At 48.6% G+C, this 15898-nt stretch carries 15 protein-coding genes; 11 read left to right on the forward strand and 4 right to left on the reverse strand.

Annotated elements, in window-relative coordinates:
- The first annotated feature begins 14 nt into the window (after positions 1-14).
- Genes HDCHBGLK_RS11555 through HDCHBGLK_RS11565 form a run of 3 tightly spaced genes read left to right on the forward strand, consistent with a single transcriptional unit; the run spans position 15 to position 4689 of the window.
- Entirely contained in the window at positions 15-2249 is a 2235-nt protein-coding gene (locus HDCHBGLK_RS11555) for an ABC transporter ATP-binding protein (RefSeq protein ID WP_004607020.1), read from the forward strand.
- A 1-nt stretch (position 2250) separates the two neighbouring features.
- Positions 2251-4065 carry an ABC transporter ATP-binding protein gene (locus HDCHBGLK_RS11560; RefSeq protein ID WP_039909704.1) on the forward strand — a complete coding sequence of 605 codons (1815 nt, stop codon included), beginning with the start codon at positions 2251-2253 and terminating at the stop codon, positions 4063-4065.
- A 12-nt stretch (positions 4066-4077) separates the two neighbouring features.
- Positions 4078-4689 (forward strand): HD domain-containing protein, encoded by a 612-nt coding sequence (locus tag HDCHBGLK_RS11565; RefSeq protein WP_004607018.1) that lies wholly within the window; start codon positions 4078-4080, stop codon positions 4687-4689.
- A 74-nt stretch (positions 4690-4763) separates the two neighbouring features.
- On the opposite strand, the gene HDCHBGLK_RS11570 is transcribed toward HDCHBGLK_RS11565, so the two are convergent.
- From HDCHBGLK_RS11570 to HDCHBGLK_RS11580, 3 genes are read right to left on the reverse strand one after another with little or no spacing between them, the layout of a single operon-like run.
- Positions 4764-5024, reverse strand: a complete 261-nt coding sequence (locus tag HDCHBGLK_RS11570; RefSeq protein WP_004607017.1) for a spore coat protein — start codon at positions 5022-5024, stop codon at positions 4764-4766.
- 12 nt (positions 5025-5036) lie between these two features.
- On the reverse strand, positions 5037-5219 hold the full coding sequence (locus HDCHBGLK_RS11575; protein WP_004607016.1) for a hypothetical protein: 183 nt from the start codon (positions 5217-5219) through the stop codon (positions 5037-5039).
- 34 nt (positions 5220-5253) lie between these two features.
- Complete coding sequence (locus HDCHBGLK_RS11580) at positions 5254-5997, reverse strand: gamma-glutamyl-gamma-aminobutyrate hydrolase family protein (protein ID WP_004607015.1); 744 nt, start codon at positions 5995-5997, stop codon at positions 5254-5256.
- A 102-nt stretch (positions 5998-6099) separates the two neighbouring features.
- Here HDCHBGLK_RS11580 and HDCHBGLK_RS11585 point away from each other — a divergent pair, with 102 nt between their 5' ends.
- On the forward strand, positions 6100-7065 hold the full coding sequence (locus tag HDCHBGLK_RS11585; protein ID WP_004607014.1) for a dipeptidase: 966 nt from the start codon (positions 6100-6102) through the stop codon (positions 7063-7065).
- Between the two features lie 69 nt (positions 7066-7134).
- On the opposite strand, the gene HDCHBGLK_RS11590 is transcribed toward HDCHBGLK_RS11585, so the two are convergent.
- Positions 7135-8361 (reverse strand): argininosuccinate synthase, encoded by a 1227-nt coding sequence (locus HDCHBGLK_RS11590; RefSeq protein ID WP_004607013.1) that lies wholly within the window; start codon positions 8359-8361, stop codon positions 7135-7137.
- Between the two features lie 300 nt (positions 8362-8661).
- Here HDCHBGLK_RS11590 and HDCHBGLK_RS11595 point away from each other — a divergent pair, with 300 nt between their 5' ends.
- The 7 genes from HDCHBGLK_RS11595 to argJ all read left to right on the forward strand — a co-directional run bounded on the left by HDCHBGLK_RS11595 (position 8662) and on the right by argJ (position 15876).
- Positions 8662-9000, forward strand: a complete 339-nt coding sequence (locus HDCHBGLK_RS11595; protein ID WP_009248109.1) for a PadR family transcriptional regulator — start codon at positions 8662-8664, stop codon at positions 8998-9000.
- On the forward strand, positions 8997-10349 hold the full coding sequence (locus tag HDCHBGLK_RS11600; protein ID WP_004607011.1) for an FtsW/RodA/SpoVE family cell cycle protein: 1353 nt from the start codon (positions 8997-8999) through the stop codon (positions 10347-10349). The genes HDCHBGLK_RS11595 and HDCHBGLK_RS11600 overlap by 4 nt, the downstream gene beginning before the upstream one ends.
- 416 nt (positions 10350-10765) lie before the next feature.
- Positions 10766-11740 carry a glutamate 5-kinase gene (gene proB / locus HDCHBGLK_RS11605; RefSeq protein WP_004607009.1) on the forward strand — a complete coding sequence of 325 codons (975 nt, stop codon included), beginning with the start codon at positions 10766-10768 and terminating at the stop codon, positions 11738-11740.
- Positions 11715-12962, forward strand: a complete 1248-nt coding sequence (locus tag HDCHBGLK_RS11610; protein WP_004607008.1) for a glutamate-5-semialdehyde dehydrogenase — start codon at positions 11715-11717, stop codon at positions 12960-12962. The genes proB and HDCHBGLK_RS11610 overlap by 26 nt, the downstream gene beginning before the upstream one ends.
- 165 nt (positions 12963-13127) lie before the next feature.
- Positions 13128-14168 (forward strand): N-acetyl-gamma-glutamyl-phosphate reductase, encoded by a 1041-nt coding sequence (argC, locus tag HDCHBGLK_RS11615; RefSeq protein WP_004607007.1) that lies wholly within the window; start codon positions 13128-13130, stop codon positions 14166-14168.
- Between the two features lie 9 nt (positions 14169-14177).
- The gene (locus HDCHBGLK_RS11620; protein ID WP_039909702.1) at positions 14178-14624 is read left to right on the forward strand and encodes a GNAT family N-acetyltransferase; all 447 of its coding nucleotides are present in this window, start codon (positions 14178-14180) and stop codon (positions 14622-14624) included.
- 28 nt (positions 14625-14652) lie between these two features.
- On the forward strand, positions 14653-15876 hold the full coding sequence (gene argJ, locus HDCHBGLK_RS11625) for a bifunctional glutamate N-acetyltransferase/amino-acid acetyltransferase ArgJ (protein WP_009248103.1): 1224 nt from the start codon (positions 14653-14655) through the stop codon (positions 15874-15876).
- The last annotated feature ends 22 nt before the right edge of the window (positions 15877-15898 follow it).

The raw sequence follows: 15898 nt of genomic DNA on the forward strand, positions 1-15898 counted from the left end.
AGGAAAGACGTTATATGAGTAAATTATTGAAGTTTTTGAAGCCATATGCGGGCGCGGTCCTTGCGATCCTGTGCGTGCTGATCGTTCAGGCGTACTGCGACCTGTCGCTGCCTACCTACACCTCCGAGATTGTAAATGTAGGCATACAGCAGGGCGGCATTGATGAGACTGTGCCGGATACCATATCGGAGGAAGACTTGGATCACCTGCTGCTATTTGTGCCGTCGGATAAGAGAGAGGCAGTAGAATCCGCGTATAAAGAAGATGCGGGTGATTATGATTATGACGGAAAAGTCATGAAGCTGAAATCTTCCGTGAAGAAAGACGAGGATAAGATGGATGAACTGTCCTCCCTTCTTGGCAAGCCTATGCTCCTTGCTTCCGGATTCGATTCCGACAGCGACATGACGAAGAAGATGGAAGAGCAGATGAAGCAGCAGATGCAAAGTCAGATGCCGGATGTAAGCAAGATGTCCGTCTATGACATATTTGAGATGATGGAAGACGGGCAGAGAGATTCTGCGGTAGAGGAGATCGAGAAGCAGATGAAATCCATGCCGGATTCCATGATTGAACAGGCTGCGGCCACATATATCAGGAGCGCGTATGGCAGGATAGGCCTGGATACTGATAAAATAGAAACAGACTATATCCTGGCTACGGGGGCAAAGATGCTTGCGCTGGCGGCTCTTGGCATGGTGGCCAGCATCATCGTAGGGCTGATGGCGTCACGGGTGGGCGCCAGCGTAGGAAAAGGCTTGAGAAGGGATGTATTCCGCAAGGTAGTCGGATTCTCCAACGGGGAGTTCGATAAGTTTTCCACAGCCTCGCTGATCACAAGGAGCACCAACGATATCCAGCAGATCCAGCTTCTGACCGTCATGATCCTTCGAATGGTGCTGTATGCGCCGATCATGGCAATTGGAGGAATCTGGAAGGTATTTAATACAAACGTGGATATGTCCTGGATTATCGGCATTGCGGTAGGCCTTATCGTGATGGTCGTAATCGTACTGTTCGTGGTGGTAATGCCAAAATTCAAGATTGTACAGAACCAGGTAGACCGGCTGAATCTGGTAAGCCGGGAGATACTGACAGGGCTTCCGGTTATCCGGGCATTCAGTACGGAAAAATATGAAGAGAAGCGTTTTGACGGAGCAAACCGTGACCTGACGAAGACGAACCTGTTTGTAAACAGGGCTATGACTTTCATGATGCCTTTGATGATGCTGATCATGAACTGTATTGCAGTGCTTATCGTATGGATTGGCGGCCATAGCGTAAATGACGGCGCTATGCAGGTTGGCGATATGATGGCATTTATCCAGTATACGATGCAGATTATCATGTCCTTCTTAATGATCTGCATGATCTCTGTCATGCTGCCAAGGGCAGCCGTATCCGCAACCCGTGTGGATGAAGTCCTTGTGAGCCATACGCTGATCCACGACCCTAAGAATCCGAAGAAACTTCCGCAAGATGGCCATGGAGAAGTGACATTTGATCATGTATCCTTCCGGTATCCGGGGGCAGAAGAGGATGTCCTGCATGACATATCCTTTACGGCTAAGCCAGGACAGACCACGGCCTTTATCGGAAGTACGGGAAGCGGCAAGTCCACGCTTGTCAATCTGATACCGAGATTCTATGATGTGACCGAAGGGAAGATCACCCTTGACGGCGAGGATATCCGCAATATCACGCAGCATGAGCTGAGGGATAAACTGGGATATGTGCCGCAGAAGGGAATCCTGTTCTCAGGAGATATTGCTTCGAACATATTATACGGCAACCCTGACGGAAGCGAGGAGGATATGAAAGAAGCCGCTACGATTGCCCAGGCTACGGAGTTTATCGAGGCGAAGAAAAAGAAGTACCAAAGCTCGATATCCCAGGGCGGCTCAAATGTGTCCGGCGGACAAAAGCAGCGCCTGTCTATTGCAAGGGCGATCGCGAAGCATCCAAAGATCTATATCTTTGATGATAGTTTCTCCGCGCTTGACTATAAAACGGATGTAACGCTGCGGAATGCGCTGAAAGAAAAGACGGCCGACAGTACAGTCCTGATTGTGGCACAGAGAATCAGCACGATACTGCACGCAGAGCAGATTATCGTGCTGGATGAAGGAAAGATCGTAGGAAAAGGAACCCATGAGGAACTGCTTAAGAATTGCGATGAGTATTATCAGATTGCGTCTTCCCAGTTATCGGAGAGGGAGTTGGAAGACAATGTAAAGGAGGTGGGCTAATATGCCAAGAAGAGGTCCAGGACATGGTCCGATGCCTGGGGAGAAGGCAAAGGACTTTAAAGGCACTATGAAAAAACTGATGGGTTATATGGGAAAATATAAGATCGCCCTGCTCTTTGTGGTCATATTTGCCATCGGCAGTACTGTATTTAATATTATAGGCCCCAAGATTCTTGGAAAGGCGACCACGGAGATATTTACCGGCCTGGTAGGCAAGATATCCGGAGGAAGCGGAATTGACTTTGCAAAGATCGGAAGAATTCTGGCGACATTGCTCTGCCTGTACCTATGCAGCGCCTTCTTCTCGTTTATCCAGGGATACATCATGACAGGCGTGTCCCAGAAGCTGACCTACCGGATGAGAAGGGAGATCTCCGAGAAGATCAGCCGGCTGCCAATGAATTACTTTGATAAGCTGACCCACGGAGAGAGCCTGTCACGCATCACCAATGACGTGGATACCCTGAGCATGAGCTTGAACCAGAGCGCGACACAGGTAATCACCTCGGTGACGACGATCATCGGAGTGCTGATCATGATGCTCAGTATTAGCCCGCTGATGACGGTGATCGCCCTCTTGATCCTTCCGGTGTCCATGGGACTGATCTCTGTGATCGTCAAGCGCTCCCAGAAGTTCTTCAAAAGCCAGCAGAGGTACCTGGGCCATGTCAATGGGCAGGTGGAAGAGGTGTACGGCGGACATAGCATCGTAAAGGCATTCAACAAGGAGGAAGACGTGATCGAGGCATTTGACCGGGACAATGAGATCCTCTACCAGTCTGCATGGAAGTCCCAGTTCCTCTCAGGAATGATGATGCCTATCATGCAGTTTGTTGGAAATCTTGGCTATGTGGCCGTAGTCATCCTTGGTGGCTACCTTGCGATCAAGAAGACGATAGAAGTAGGCGACATCCAGTCATTTATCCAATATGTAAGAAGCTTTACCCAGCCGATCCAGCAGGTAGCGCAGGTGGCAAACATGCTTCAGTCCACGGCAGCGGCTTCCGAGCGTGTATTCGAGTTCCTGGAAGAGCCGGAAGAAGACCAGACGGTACCGGATGCAGTGGCTTTGGAAGGCCTGGAAGGGCGTGTGGAATTTGACCATGTGCATTTCGGATACAATCCGGATCATATCATTATCAATGATTTCAGCGCCAAGGTAGAGCCTGGGCAGAAGATTGCCATCGTTGGGCCTACCGGAGCCGGCAAGACCACCATGGTCAAACTGCTGATGCGGTTCTATGACGTCAACAGCGGCGCCATCAAGGTAGACGGCCATGATATCCGTGACTTTAACCGCAGCGAGCTGCGCCAGATGTTCGGCATGGTACTGCAGGATACCTGGCTGTTTAAGGGGAGCATTGAAGACAATATCCGCTATGGCAAGCTGGACGCTACCCATGAAGAGGTGGTCGAAGCTGCCAAGGCTGCCCATGTACACCGTTTTGTACAGACGCTGCCGGGAGGCTATAGCATGGAGCTGAACGAAGAGGCAAGCAATGTGTCCCAGGGACAGAAGCAGCTTCTGACTATTGCCAGGGCAATTCTGGCGGATCCGAAGATTCTGATCCTTGATGAGGCTACCAGTTCCGTAGATACCCGTACGGAAGTCCGGATTCAGAAGGCGATGGATAATTTGATGCGTGGCAGGACCAGCTTCATTATTGCACACCGTCTCTCAACCATCCGAGACGCAGACCTGATTCTGGTCATGAAGGACGGAGACATCGTCGAGCAGGGGACTCATGAAGAACTGTTGGCAAGAAACGGCTTCTATGAGGATCTTTATAACTCTCAGTTTGAAAGAAGCGCATAGGAGGGCAAAATTATGGAGCGTATAGATCAGCAGTTTGAATTCTTAAGAGAGATTGACAAAGAGAAGTTTATTGGCCGCCAGACCTATCTGACAGACGGAAAACGTAAGGAAAATGATGCGGAGCATGCATGGCATATGGCGATTATGACCATTCTTCTTGGCGAATATGCCAATGAAGAGATTGACGTCTTAAAGACGGTGACCATGCTGCTGATCCATGACATTGTGGAGATTGACGCGGGTGATACCTATGCCTACGATGAAGAGGGTAAAAAGACCCAGCGGGAGCGGGAAGAGAAGGCGGCAGAGAGGATATTCGGCCTCCTGCCAAAAGACCAGTGCAGGAAGATGAGAAGCCTGTGGGAAGAATTCGAAGCCTGCGAGACAAAAGAGGCTAAGTTTGCCCGTACCATGGATAACCTTCAGCCGGTCATGCTCAATGATGCTACAGACGGAAAAGCGTGGGAAGAGCATGACGTTTGGCTTCAGCAGATACTGAACCGCAACCGAAATACTGCGGATGGCTCCCAAACCCTGTGGGAGTACTCCCTTAATCGCTTTATCAGGCCGAATGTAGAGAAAGGCCGTATAAAAGACAGTGAAAAAAGGAAGGATAGCATCTGATCTGCAATGGAAACAGCCGCCCGGATTCGGGCGGCTGCTCTTGTGTAAGGCCTGCTAGTAAAATATGCGGTCCATTACTTCATGGAAAGTCCTGTCAATACGGATTTTACGTGGTCGATCTCCTGCTGTGTCGCTTTTGCGGCAGGGACATAATAACTCTTTTCTCTTGCAACCTGGTAAAGTTTTTCCTGAGACATTTCGCATTCGTTGCGAAGCTGCTTTAAGCAGGCTTTTAATTCCTTGTTTTCTGTCTGTGAAATCATCTCGCCGTAGCGTACAAGTTCTCCATTGACGCCTGCTAAGGCGTCAGATACCATTGTTTTGTCATCTAACATCTCGCTTACCTCCTATAAGAATTTCATCAAGTCTTGCTTATTCTTCATTGCAGATTGTGCAGCATCCTGGAAGAGTTTCTGCACTTCCGGATCCTGTGCCTGTGAAGCATAGTCCTGCATCTTGCAGTGACTTGTGTCAAAGCCGCCGATCAAGTGGCGTAAGTTCTGTAAGTCGAGTATAGATATATCAGCCATATTCGTTTCCTCCTTTTACCCTTTGGATTCAAGATTATTTTGTCCCTAAGTCGGAGAAAATATACTGTAGATTCTTTGCATCTGCGGCTTTTTTTAAAAAAGCATGGAACAACTTCTGCATAGGCTCCATGGACTGGTACATGCATTCCGGATGCCACTGTACGCCGAGGACGAAAGGGCGGCTTACAGATTCTACCGCCTCGATGACGCCGTCAGAAGCGATGGCAGTAATTTTAAGGTCCGTTCCCAGCGTATGAACAGATTGGTGGTGGAAACTATTAACGCACGCGGAGTCTCCGAGAATATTATATAGCATGCTATTTTGTGAGACCGTGATTTTATGGCTCGTGTCCGCGCGGCTCTCAGATAACTGCATATGGTTTAGGGAGGATGCCGGACGTAAGGCAAGATCCTGGAAGATGGTTCCGCCGAGAGCAATATTAAGAATCTGCATGCCCCGGCAGATGCCTAGGATTGGAAGTCTGGTCTTGAGGGCATATTCCATGAAGGAAAGGTGGAAGATATCCGTACGGGTATCCGTCCTGCCACGATCTGTCTGTAGTTCTTCGCCGAACAGGAGCGGACTTACATCATCACCTCCGCAGAACAGGAATCCGTCGCAGATCTTCCCATAGTGAGGATATGCCTCATCTTCCTTGGTACAGGGAAGGATCACTGGGATGCCTCCGGCATCTTCAATGGCACTGATATAAGTCTGCGGCACGAATTGGCGCTGGTCCGTGGATCCGCACGCTACGATTCCGATGATAGGGTTCATATATGGCTCATCCTTTCAAAATAATGTTCATTTTATACGCAAACGGAGTATACTTATAATTGACAAATGTTACTATGAAAGTATGAAAAGAGGCTGGTAATTATGAAACTAATCGATATGCACTGCGATACTTTGTGGAAATTGATGGATCTGGATAAGAAAGGGGATCTGATGGAAAATGCCTGCAGCATAAGCATCCCTTATATGAAAAAAGCGCGATCCAAGGCTCAGTTTTTTGCATGCTTCACCTATATAAAAGATTATGAGTCCAACGGAGGGTATGATAAGGCATATGAACATGTATTTGAGATGATTGCCTATATGAATTCCCAACTGGCTGCGTATGATGGGGAGATATCCATGGCCCGTTCATATGCGGAGATGGAGAATAACGCAGCAGAAGGAAGGATATCCGCATTTCTGACGGTGGAAGAAGGCGGAATCCTGAATGGGCAGATGAAGCGTCTGGAAGATCTGTATGGAAGCGGCATAAGGCTGATGACGCTTATGTGGAATTATGAAAACTGCATCGGATATCCCGCCAGCAAGGACGCATCCGTGATGTGGCAGGGGCTGAAGCCCTTCGGGATAGAGGTGGCGCGTCGGATGAATGAGCTGGGAATGATCATAGATCTTTCCCATGCGTCGGATGGCACGTTCCGCGATGTGCTGGAATATGCGGCAAAGGGCCCGGTGGTAGCGTCCCACTCCAATTGCCGGGCAATCGCGGACCATCCCAGGAACCTGTCGGATGAGATGATACGGAGGCTGGCAAACGCAGGAGGCGTTGCAGGCCTGAACTTTTATGGCCCGTTTCTTGGAAACGATGAAGAGTCAGGAATTGACCAGATGGTGGCTCACATTCTTCATATGATCCGGACAGGAGGAAGCGAATTCCCTGCAATTGGAACGGATTTTGACGGTTTTGACGGAATGAAGGTTATGGAGGTTCCGGATATATCGCAGATGGAAAGACTATGGGATGCGATTAAGAAGGCGGGCGTTGGGGAACGTCAGCTGGATAAACTATGGGGTGGAAATGTGGAGCGGATTTTAAAGTACATATAAAGCATGGCAAAGGCGGGCAGTTCGATTTATGAACTGCCCGCCTTATGTATAGTGGGATTCTATTTAGGATTATTTCTGGCTTTTTTCAACTTCCTGCATCTTCAGGGCGCGAACCTTTAATGGCAGTCCAAACAGATTGATGAACCCTTCCGCATCATGATGATCGTACAATTCTCCGGTGGTAAAGCTTGCCAGAGACTCGCTGTACAGGGAGTATGGAGATGTGGTTCCAGCCTTGATGATATTTCCTTTATAAAGCTTGAATTTTACTTCTCCGGTCACATATTCCTGAGTGCTTTCAATAAATGCCTGCACTGCCTCGCGAAGAGGCGTGAACCATTTTCCTTCATATACGATCTGACTAAGCTTGTTGCCCATTTCTTCTTTTACTTCATAGGTGGCGCGGTCTAACACCAGCTCCTCCAGCTGCTGGTGGGCCTCATAGAGAATCGTTCCGCCAGGAGTCTCGTATACGCCGCGGGACTTCATGCCTACGACACGGTTCTCTACGATATCGCAGATACCGATGCCGTGCTTGCCGCCAAGTTCGTTTAACTTGCGGATGATATCGGAGACTTTCATCTCTTCTCCATTGATGCTCTTAGGAACGCCTTTTTCAAAGGTCATGGTAACATACTCGCCCTCGTCCGGCGCTTTCTCAGGCGTTACGCCCAATACAAGGAGATGGTCGTAATTTGGCTCGTTTGCCGGGTCTTCCAGTTCCAGGCCTTCATGGCTGATGTGCCATAAGTTACGGTCACGGCTGTAACTGTGGCTTGCATCGAACGGAAGGTCGATTCCGTGCTGCTTACAGTACGCAATTTCCTCTTCACGGGAATTCATGGTCCAAACGTCCGTCATTCTCCATGGAGCGATGATCTTAAGATCAGGAGCAAGGGCTTTGATGCCAAGCTCGAAACGAATCTGGTCATTTCCTTTTCCAGTAGCTCCGTGGCAGATAGCGCTGGCGCCTTCCTTTCTTGCAACCTCAACCAGTTTCTTGGCGATTGCGGGACGTGCCATGGAAGTACCCAGAAGATACTTGTTCTCGTATACAGCGTGTGCCTGTACGCAAGGAACAACATAGTTGTCGCAGAAATCATCGACGATGTCTTCTATGTATAACTTGGATGCGCCGGAAAGTTTTGCCCGCTCTTCCAGCCCGTCTAATTCTTCACCCTGTCCGCAGTCTACGCAGCAGCAGATGACTTCGTAATCAAAATTTTCCTTTAGCCATGGAATAATGGCTGTGGTATCCAGTCCGCCTGAATATGCTAATACAACTTTCTCTTTCATGTGTAAATCCTCCTAATATAGAATCTTTATTTGACTTTTTTAAAATTCATAACTGCATCATTGTCAATCGCAAAACATACTATACACTATTTTTTATAAATATGCAAGAATAAAATGCGAAAAAGTAAAAAATATACAATATATGCATGTGATTTGAATATAAAGTAAAAAATATGCAGCCTTTATGAATAAATCTCCAGAAGAAATGTAAGGGCACCGCTTGACATATATCGACAGTCTATGTATTATATAGATAGTCGATATATAGACTGCCAAAATAAATTGGAAAGGAGAAACGATATGGCGATTGATAGAAGTCTGGTGTCCGGAAGCACGTCAATGCTGATATTGAAACTGCTGGAAGAAAAGGATATGTATGGCTATGAGATGATTGAAGCCTTGCGTGAAAAATCGAACAACGTATTTGAATTGAAGGCAGGAACCTTGTACCCGCTTCTGCATGGGATGGAAGAAAAAGGATATCTTGGATCTTACGAACAAGAAGAGGGAGGGAAGATACGAAAATATTATAGTATTACGAAAGAAGGAAAGAAGATCCTGAAGCAGAAAAAAGAAGAATGGATGGCATATTCCAAGGCTGTCGTGGATGTATTGAGCGTACAAGGAGGGATGGCATGAAGGCGGAAGAATATTTGAATAAACTGACGGATCAGATTCGCTGCGCGAAAGCCAGGGCGGCGATCGCTGAAGAGATGCTGGGACATATTGACGAGCAGAAGCATGCCTATATAAGCCAGGGGATGGACGCTGAGGAAGCGGAGGAGGCCGCTGTAAAGGAGATGGGAGATCCAGTGGAAGCGGGTAGCCTGCTGGATAGCATCCACCGGCCCAGGATGGCCTGGAGAATGATCGGCCTGATTGGCGCGCTTAGCATTGCAGGCTTTATAATCCTGAATCTGCTGCAAAGAAACTTTAGCGACATGACTTTTGTGGTGGGAAGCGCAATACATTATGGAGGCTGGGTAGTTGCGGGATTTGTCCTGATGATAGGGGTGTGCTATACAGACTACAGCAGGATCGGGCGATGGGCAAAGGAGATCATGCTGGGGGCTTTTATAGTTCTGTTTCTGGGCGTGACAGCCTTCGGGACAGCAGTAAATGGCTCTGTCACCGTTATCTATGGATATCATGTGAATGTAAAAATGCTGGTATTCCTTTTTGTTCCCCTGTATGGGGCTGTATTATGCCGATACCGCGGAGAGGGGAAAAGAGCAGTTGTAAAAGGTCTTCTTTGGATGGCCCCGGCGCTTCTGATCGCCCTTAAGATACCCAGTCTGGAAGCGGTGCTTATTCTTTTTCTGGCGTTCATGGCAGTCTTGTCAGTTGCTATATATAAGAACTGGTTTTGCGTATCCCGCAAGGCGGCGCTTGGCATTCTATGGCTGTCAGCGCTTCTGATTCCAATCCTGTTCTGTCTGCGGCTTCTTGGAAGCGGCCCGGCATATCAGCGTTCAAGGCTGCAGGCCATGCTGCACCCGGGAGAGGCAGCCAAAGGATCACAGATATACGCCATAAGGCAGCTGCTGTCTGACAGCCGGCTTCTTGGAAACGGGAACCGAGGATATGGAAAGGCAGCGCGGCTTCCAGATGGCAGTGACTATGTACTTGGCTATGTTGCGTCCTGCTATGGAATTCTCATAGCCGTGCTTCTTGTAACGCTGATGACGGTCCTGTTCCTGTACTTCCTGAAGGTATCGTTAAAGCAGAAGAATCAGCTGGGAATGATCATGGGGTGCGGATGCTCTGTGGTGCTGTTCGCCCAGCTGCTGTTTTATATCCTTATTAATACGGGGGTGCTTCCGGCAGGAAGCGTCTATTGTCCATTCATAACTTATGGAGGTTATGGGATGCTGGTGACTTACGTGCTTCTTGGGCTTCTGCTAAGCATATACAGGTATCAGGACGTGCCTCTAAAAGTAGAGAAAACTGCTAGGAAAAGAAATAAAAGGAAGCCTGTTTCAGAGTAAAAAATTGTTTAATCATGAAAAATTACTTGACAAAGATGAAAACATGAGTAAAATTATTAGAAAATGGGATACTAAATAACGACTATACACAAAAAGGAGTAGTTATTATGAAAAGTTCATACATCATAAATAATGACAGCATCATAAATAACGCATACTCTGCTCTGCCTTCTACAGACAGTGTTGTTTTTGTGCCGTGCCGCCCCAATCCCCTTGGGGTGTATTTGGCATAAAATTCAATATTGTTTTTGGAAGATAGGATACGTTGTACTTGTCGCTTTATATTTGCATAGATAATAGACGGAATATAGAGAAACAGAAGTGTGGCATATGCTTCTGTTTCTTTTTTTGCTTATTTTGCTCCGATCATGCAGGAAAGACGACAGGCATTTATATGAGCAGAGGAGAGAAAAATCATGGACTACAGGCAGGATTTAAAAGATAAGAAAAAGATTGTGATCAAGATAGGGACGTCGACCATTACCTATCCTGAGACAGGCAATATCAATCTGGACAAGCTGGAAAAATTCGTAAGGATACTGATCAATCTTAGAAATAAAGGAAAAGAAGTCATCGTAGTGTCTTCCGGCGCCGTGGGAATCGGAAGGAATGTGCTGGGCTTTTCCGAACGGCCAAGGGAGAAGGCAATCCGCCAGGCCTGCGCGGCGGTAGGGCAGGGAAGGCTCATGATGATGTACGAAAAACTCTTCGCAGAGTACAGCCAGCTTACGGCACAGGTACTTCTGACGAAAGAGTCTATTACCAATGAAGAGTGCAAGAAAAATGCGAGGAATACTTTTGATGAATTGGCCGCAATGAGCGTGGTGCCTATCGTAAATGAGAATGACGCGATATCCGTAGACGAGGAGTTGTATGGAAACTTTGGGGATAATGACACAATGGCTGCGTATGTGGCGTCTCTGGTAGATGCAGACCTTCTGATCCTGATGTCGGACATCGAGGGGCTGTATACGGATGATCCAAAGAAGAACCCAAACGCACGATTCGTCCATACGGTAGGGAAGATAGACGGGGAACTGGAAAAGATGGGGAAGGGATCTGGAACCGGACTTGGAACCGGAGGAATGGCAACCAAGATAGAAGCCGCAAAGATCGCGACACACTCCGGCGCGGATATGGTGATTGCCAATGGAGATAATATCTATACGATCAATGACGTGATGGCAGGAAAGAAAGTAGGGACGCTGTTCCTGGCAAAGGACAGAGGCGATATGGCAGGAAATGAACTGGCGCCGGTTCGCGAGCAATTCCGCAGGCAGGCAAAGAGACGTAAAAAGGAAGGCATAAACAAAGAACTGGCAGGGAATGTTATTGGCAGCCAGATTAGTACAGGAGGACAGGCATATGGATTACATGCAGGAGATTGGTAGGACGGCAAAAGAGGCTTCATCCAAGGTTCAATTCTTAAAGCAGACGCAGAAAAATGAAGGACTGTGTTCTGTGGCAAGAGAACTGCGGATGCAGACGCCTTTTCTGCTCAGGGAAAATGCGAAAGACGTGGTAAGAGTCAAAGGGGAAGGAATGAAGCCAGCTATGATCGACCGGCTGCTGCTTACGGATCAAAGGATCAATGCCATGGCGGACGGGCTGGAGCAGATAGCGGAACTAAAGGACCCAATCGGAGAGACTGCCACCATGGAAGTAAGGCCCAACGGACTGCAGATTGGCAAAAGAAGGGTGCCTCTTGGAGTGGTGGGGATCATCTATGAATCCAGGCCGAATGTGACTGCAGATGCCTTTGGACTTTGCTTTAAGACTGGGAATGTGGCCATCTTAAGAGGCGGTTCGGATGCAATCCGATCGAATAAGGCAATCATAAAAGTGATTAAGGATGGGCTTAAGAAGGAGCAGCTGCCCCAGGATGCGGTGCTTCTGGTGGAGAATACGGACAGAGACGTGGCCACCCAGATGATGCGGATGAATGAGTATATCGATGTGCTCATCCCGCGGGGAGGCAAGGGGCTGATCGCAAACGTGGTGAAAAACAGCACGGTACCCGTGATTGAGACAGGAACTGGCAACTGCCATATCTACGTGGACGCAACGGCGGATATTAACATGGCGGTATCTATCATCGACAATGCAAAGACGCAGCGCATGGGCGTGTGCAATGCCTGCGAGTCTCTGGTGGTCCATGAAGAGATTGCGCCTGTGGCAATACCTGCAATCTACGAACGGCTGAGGCAGAAGCAGGTGGAGGTACGCGGAGATGACAGGGCATGCCAGATCCAAGAAGGAATGATCCGGGCAGGGGAAGAAGACTGGGGAATGGAATATCTGGACGCAGTCATATCCCTTAAGGTTGTCTCCGGGATTGAGGAAGCCATTTCCCATATCAATCAGTATAATACCGGTCACTCAGAGTCCATTATTACCAGGGACTATGCCAGCGCGCTGAAGTTCCAGGACGAGATTGATGCGGCAGCCGTATATGTCAATGCATCCACGCGCTTTACAGACGGGCATGAGTTTGGCTTCGGGGCTGAGATTGGAATCAGCACCCAGAAACTTCACGCCAGAGGGCCCATGGGGCTGGAGGCGCTTACAACGACAAAATACATTATCTTTGGCAATGGACAGATACGTCCTTAAGCAGCATATTTGAATTCCCCCCAAAAAAGTACTTGCATATTATTCATATTGGATGTATAATTATGCAAGTACTTTAATTTTGGACTGTACCTGGACATTTGTAAAAAAGTGGTATAATACTTACAGGTGCATGGTTATAAATACATTCAGGAGGATATAAAATAGATGATTAAGGTAGGAATTATAGGCGCTACAGGCTATGCCGGCGGCGAACTGGCAAGGATATTGATGGGGCACAAGGATGCAAAAATCGTATGGTATGGCTCCAGAAACTACATAGATAAGAAGTACGCGGATGTATACCAGAACATGTTCCAGATCGTGGACGCCAAATGTCTGGATGACAATATGGAGGAACTTGCAAAGAAGGCAGATGTCATCTTTACCGCCACGCCGCAAGGATTCTGCGCTTCCGTGATCAGCGAAGCCATCCTGGCTGATACGAAGATCGTGGACTTAAGCGCTGATTTTCGGATCAAGGATGTGGATACTTATGAGAAGTGGTATGGAATCCAGCATAAAAGCCCGCAATTTATAGAAGATGCCGTGTATGGCCTGTGCGAGATCAACCGGGAGGATGTCAAAGGCGCAAGGCTGGTTGCCAATCCGGGCTGCTATACGACTTGCTCGATCCTTACTGCCTATCCGCTGGCCAAAGAAGGGCTGATCGATATGAGTACCTTGATCATAGACGCAAAGTCCGGGACATCCGGCGCGGGAAGAGGCGCCAAGGTGGGGAATCTCTACTGTGAGGTAAACGAGAACATCAAGGCCTATGGAGTGGCAAGCCACAGGCATACGCCGGAGATTGAGGAGCAGCTGGGGTATGCGGCGAAGGAGGATGTGCGGATCAGTTTTACGCCGCATCTTGTCCCCATGAACCGGGGCATTCTGGCAACCGAGTATGCAACGCTTACAAAGCAGACAACCTATGAAGAAGTAAAGGCAGTCTATGATAAATATTATAAGGAAGAGAAGTTCATACGCGTGCTGGATGAAGGCATATGTCCGGAGACAAAGTGGGTGGAAGGAAGCAACTACGTGGACATTAACTTTAAGATAGACCCCAGGACGAACCGCATCATTATGATGGGAGCCATCGATAATCTGGTAAAAGGAGCGGCCGGCCAGGCGGTACAGAATATGAACCTGATGTTTGGCCTTCCGGAAAGCGAAGGACTGGAACTTGTTCCAATGTTCCCATAGAGGTGGCTTATGATACGGACAATGACGATTGAAGATTACGATGAAGTATATGCGCTGTGGACCAAGATCCGCGGGTTCGGGCTAAGAAGCGTAGATGACTCCAGAGAGGGGATCGCGCGCTTCCTTAAGAGGAATCCAACAACCAGCGTTGTAGCGGTAGAAGATGGGAAGGTGGTTGGGAGCATTCTCTGCGGGCACGACGGACGAAGGGGCTGTCTGTACCATGTCTGCGTGGATGAAGATTACCGGAGGCGGGGAATCGGAAAATCCATGGTGGTAAAGGCTATGGAAGAGTTGAAAAAAGAACAGATCAATAAGGTATGCCTCATAGCATTTACAAAAAATGATGTGGGCAATACCTTCTGGAACACGATTGGATGGGCGGAGAGGCTGGATCTGAATTATTATGATTTTGTACTGAATGAAAAGAATATTACGGCATTTAATGAACAATAACAGGCCGCATATAAGGAGGAAGAAAGTTATGGAGATCATAAAAGGCGGGGTTACCGCGGCAAAGGGATTTGAAGCAGCAAGCACGGCAGCAGGAATCAAGTATAAGGATCGGACAGATATGGCGCTGATCTACAGCCAGGCGCCTTGCGTGGCCGCTGGCACATTTACGAAGAATGTCGTAAAGGCTGCGCCGGTCAAATGGGACCAGCAGGTAGTCGGAAGCGGCGCCAAGGTTCAGGCGGTCGTGGTAAACTCCGGAATTGCCAATGCATGCACAGGAGCAGAAGGGTTTGGCTATTGCAAGGACACTGCCGTGGCTGCGGCCAAGGCTCTGGATATCCCTGAAGACGGTGTGCTCATAGGCTCTACCGGAGTCATTGGGAAACAGATGCCGATTGATAAGCTGACCGCGGGCATCGATGTATTGGCTGGAAAGAAGAATGATACGCTGGAGAATGGCACAGAGGCTGCCAAGGCTATCATGACAACGGATACCTGCGAGAAAGAACTGGCAGCTGTCATAGAAGTAGGAGGCAAGCAGGTGACCATCGGCGGCATGGCGAAAGGCTCCGGCATGATTCACCCCAATATGTGCACCATGCTGGCATTTGTTACCACGGATGCCGTGATTGCCAAGGAGACCCTTCAGAAGGCGTTAAGCGGGGATGTGGATGATACATACAACATGATATCCGTAGATGGGGATACTTCTACCAATGATACGGTGATTCTGCTGGCAAACGGGCTGGCAGGCAATCCGGAGATTGTGTATGGAAGCCCGGAGTACGAAGAATTCGCGCTTGCCCTTCATGCCATCAACGAGTATCTGGCCAAGAAGATCGCAGGGGACGGCGAGGGAGCCACGGCGCTGTTCGAAGTAAAGGCCGTAGGCTGCGAGAGCGTGGAGCAGGCCAAGACTCTTGCTAAATCCATCGTATGCTCCAACCTTACCAAGACGGCAATCGCCGGTCACGACGCTAACTGGGGAAGAATCCTCTGCGCGATGGGATATTCCGGAGCGCAGTTTGATCCGGAGAAGGTAGATCTGTTCTTTGAGAGCAAGGCAGGAAAGATCCAGATCATCGAAAATGGAACAGCAGTGGACTACAGCGAGGCAGAAGCCACGAAGATTCTTTCCGAGCCTGAGGTTACCGCTATCGCGGATGTGAAGATGGGAGCGGAGGAAGCAGTCGCATGGGGATGCGACCTGACCCATGGCTATATCGAGATCAATGCAGACTACAGAAGCTGATGCGAAAAATAGGGGGGGCGAA

The organism is [Clostridium] scindens ATCC 35704 (assembly GCF_004295125.1).
GTDB lineage: Bacteria > Bacillota > Clostridia > Lachnospirales > Lachnospiraceae > Clostridium_AP > Clostridium_AP scindens.

Coding starts and splice junctions, on each gene's coding strand:
- HDCHBGLK_RS11555 (WP_004607020.1), top strand. CDS start 15: ATGAGTAAATTATTGAAGTTTTTGAAGCCATATGCGGGCGCGGTCCTT.
- HDCHBGLK_RS11560 (WP_039909704.1), top strand. CDS start 2,251: ATGCCAAGAAGAGGTCCAGGACATGGTCCGATGCCTGGGGAGAAGGCA.
- HDCHBGLK_RS11565 (WP_004607018.1), top strand. CDS start 4,078: ATGGAGCGTATAGATCAGCAGTTTGAATTCTTAAGAGAGATTGACAAA.
- HDCHBGLK_RS11570 (WP_004607017.1), bottom strand. CDS start 5,024: ATGTTAGATGACAAAACAATGGTATCTGACGCCTTAGCAGGCGTCAAT.
- HDCHBGLK_RS11575 (WP_004607016.1), bottom strand. CDS start 5,219: ATGGCTGATATATCTATACTCGACTTACAGAACTTACGCCACTTGATC.
- HDCHBGLK_RS11580 (WP_004607015.1), bottom strand. CDS start 5,997: ATGAACCCTATCATCGGAATCGTAGCGTGCGGATCCACGGACCAGCGC.
- HDCHBGLK_RS11585 (WP_004607014.1), top strand. CDS start 6,100: ATGAAACTAATCGATATGCACTGCGATACTTTGTGGAAATTGATGGAT.
- HDCHBGLK_RS11590 (WP_004607013.1), bottom strand. CDS start 8,361: ATGAAAGAGAAAGTTGTATTAGCATATTCAGGCGGACTGGATACCACA.
- HDCHBGLK_RS11595 (WP_009248109.1), top strand. CDS start 8,662: ATGGCGATTGATAGAAGTCTGGTGTCCGGAAGCACGTCAATGCTGATA.
- HDCHBGLK_RS11600 (WP_004607011.1), top strand. CDS start 8,997: ATGAAGGCGGAAGAATATTTGAATAAACTGACGGATCAGATTCGCTGC.
- proB (WP_004607009.1), top strand. CDS start 10,766: ATGGACTACAGGCAGGATTTAAAAGATAAGAAAAAGATTGTGATCAAG.
- HDCHBGLK_RS11610 (WP_004607008.1), top strand. CDS start 11,715: ATGGATTACATGCAGGAGATTGGTAGGACGGCAAAAGAGGCTTCATCC.
- argC (WP_004607007.1), top strand. CDS start 13,128: ATGATTAAGGTAGGAATTATAGGCGCTACAGGCTATGCCGGCGGCGAA.
- HDCHBGLK_RS11620 (WP_039909702.1), top strand. CDS start 14,178: ATGATACGGACAATGACGATTGAAGATTACGATGAAGTATATGCGCTG.
- argJ (WP_009248103.1), top strand. CDS start 14,653: ATGGAGATCATAAAAGGCGGGGTTACCGCGGCAAAGGGATTTGAAGCA.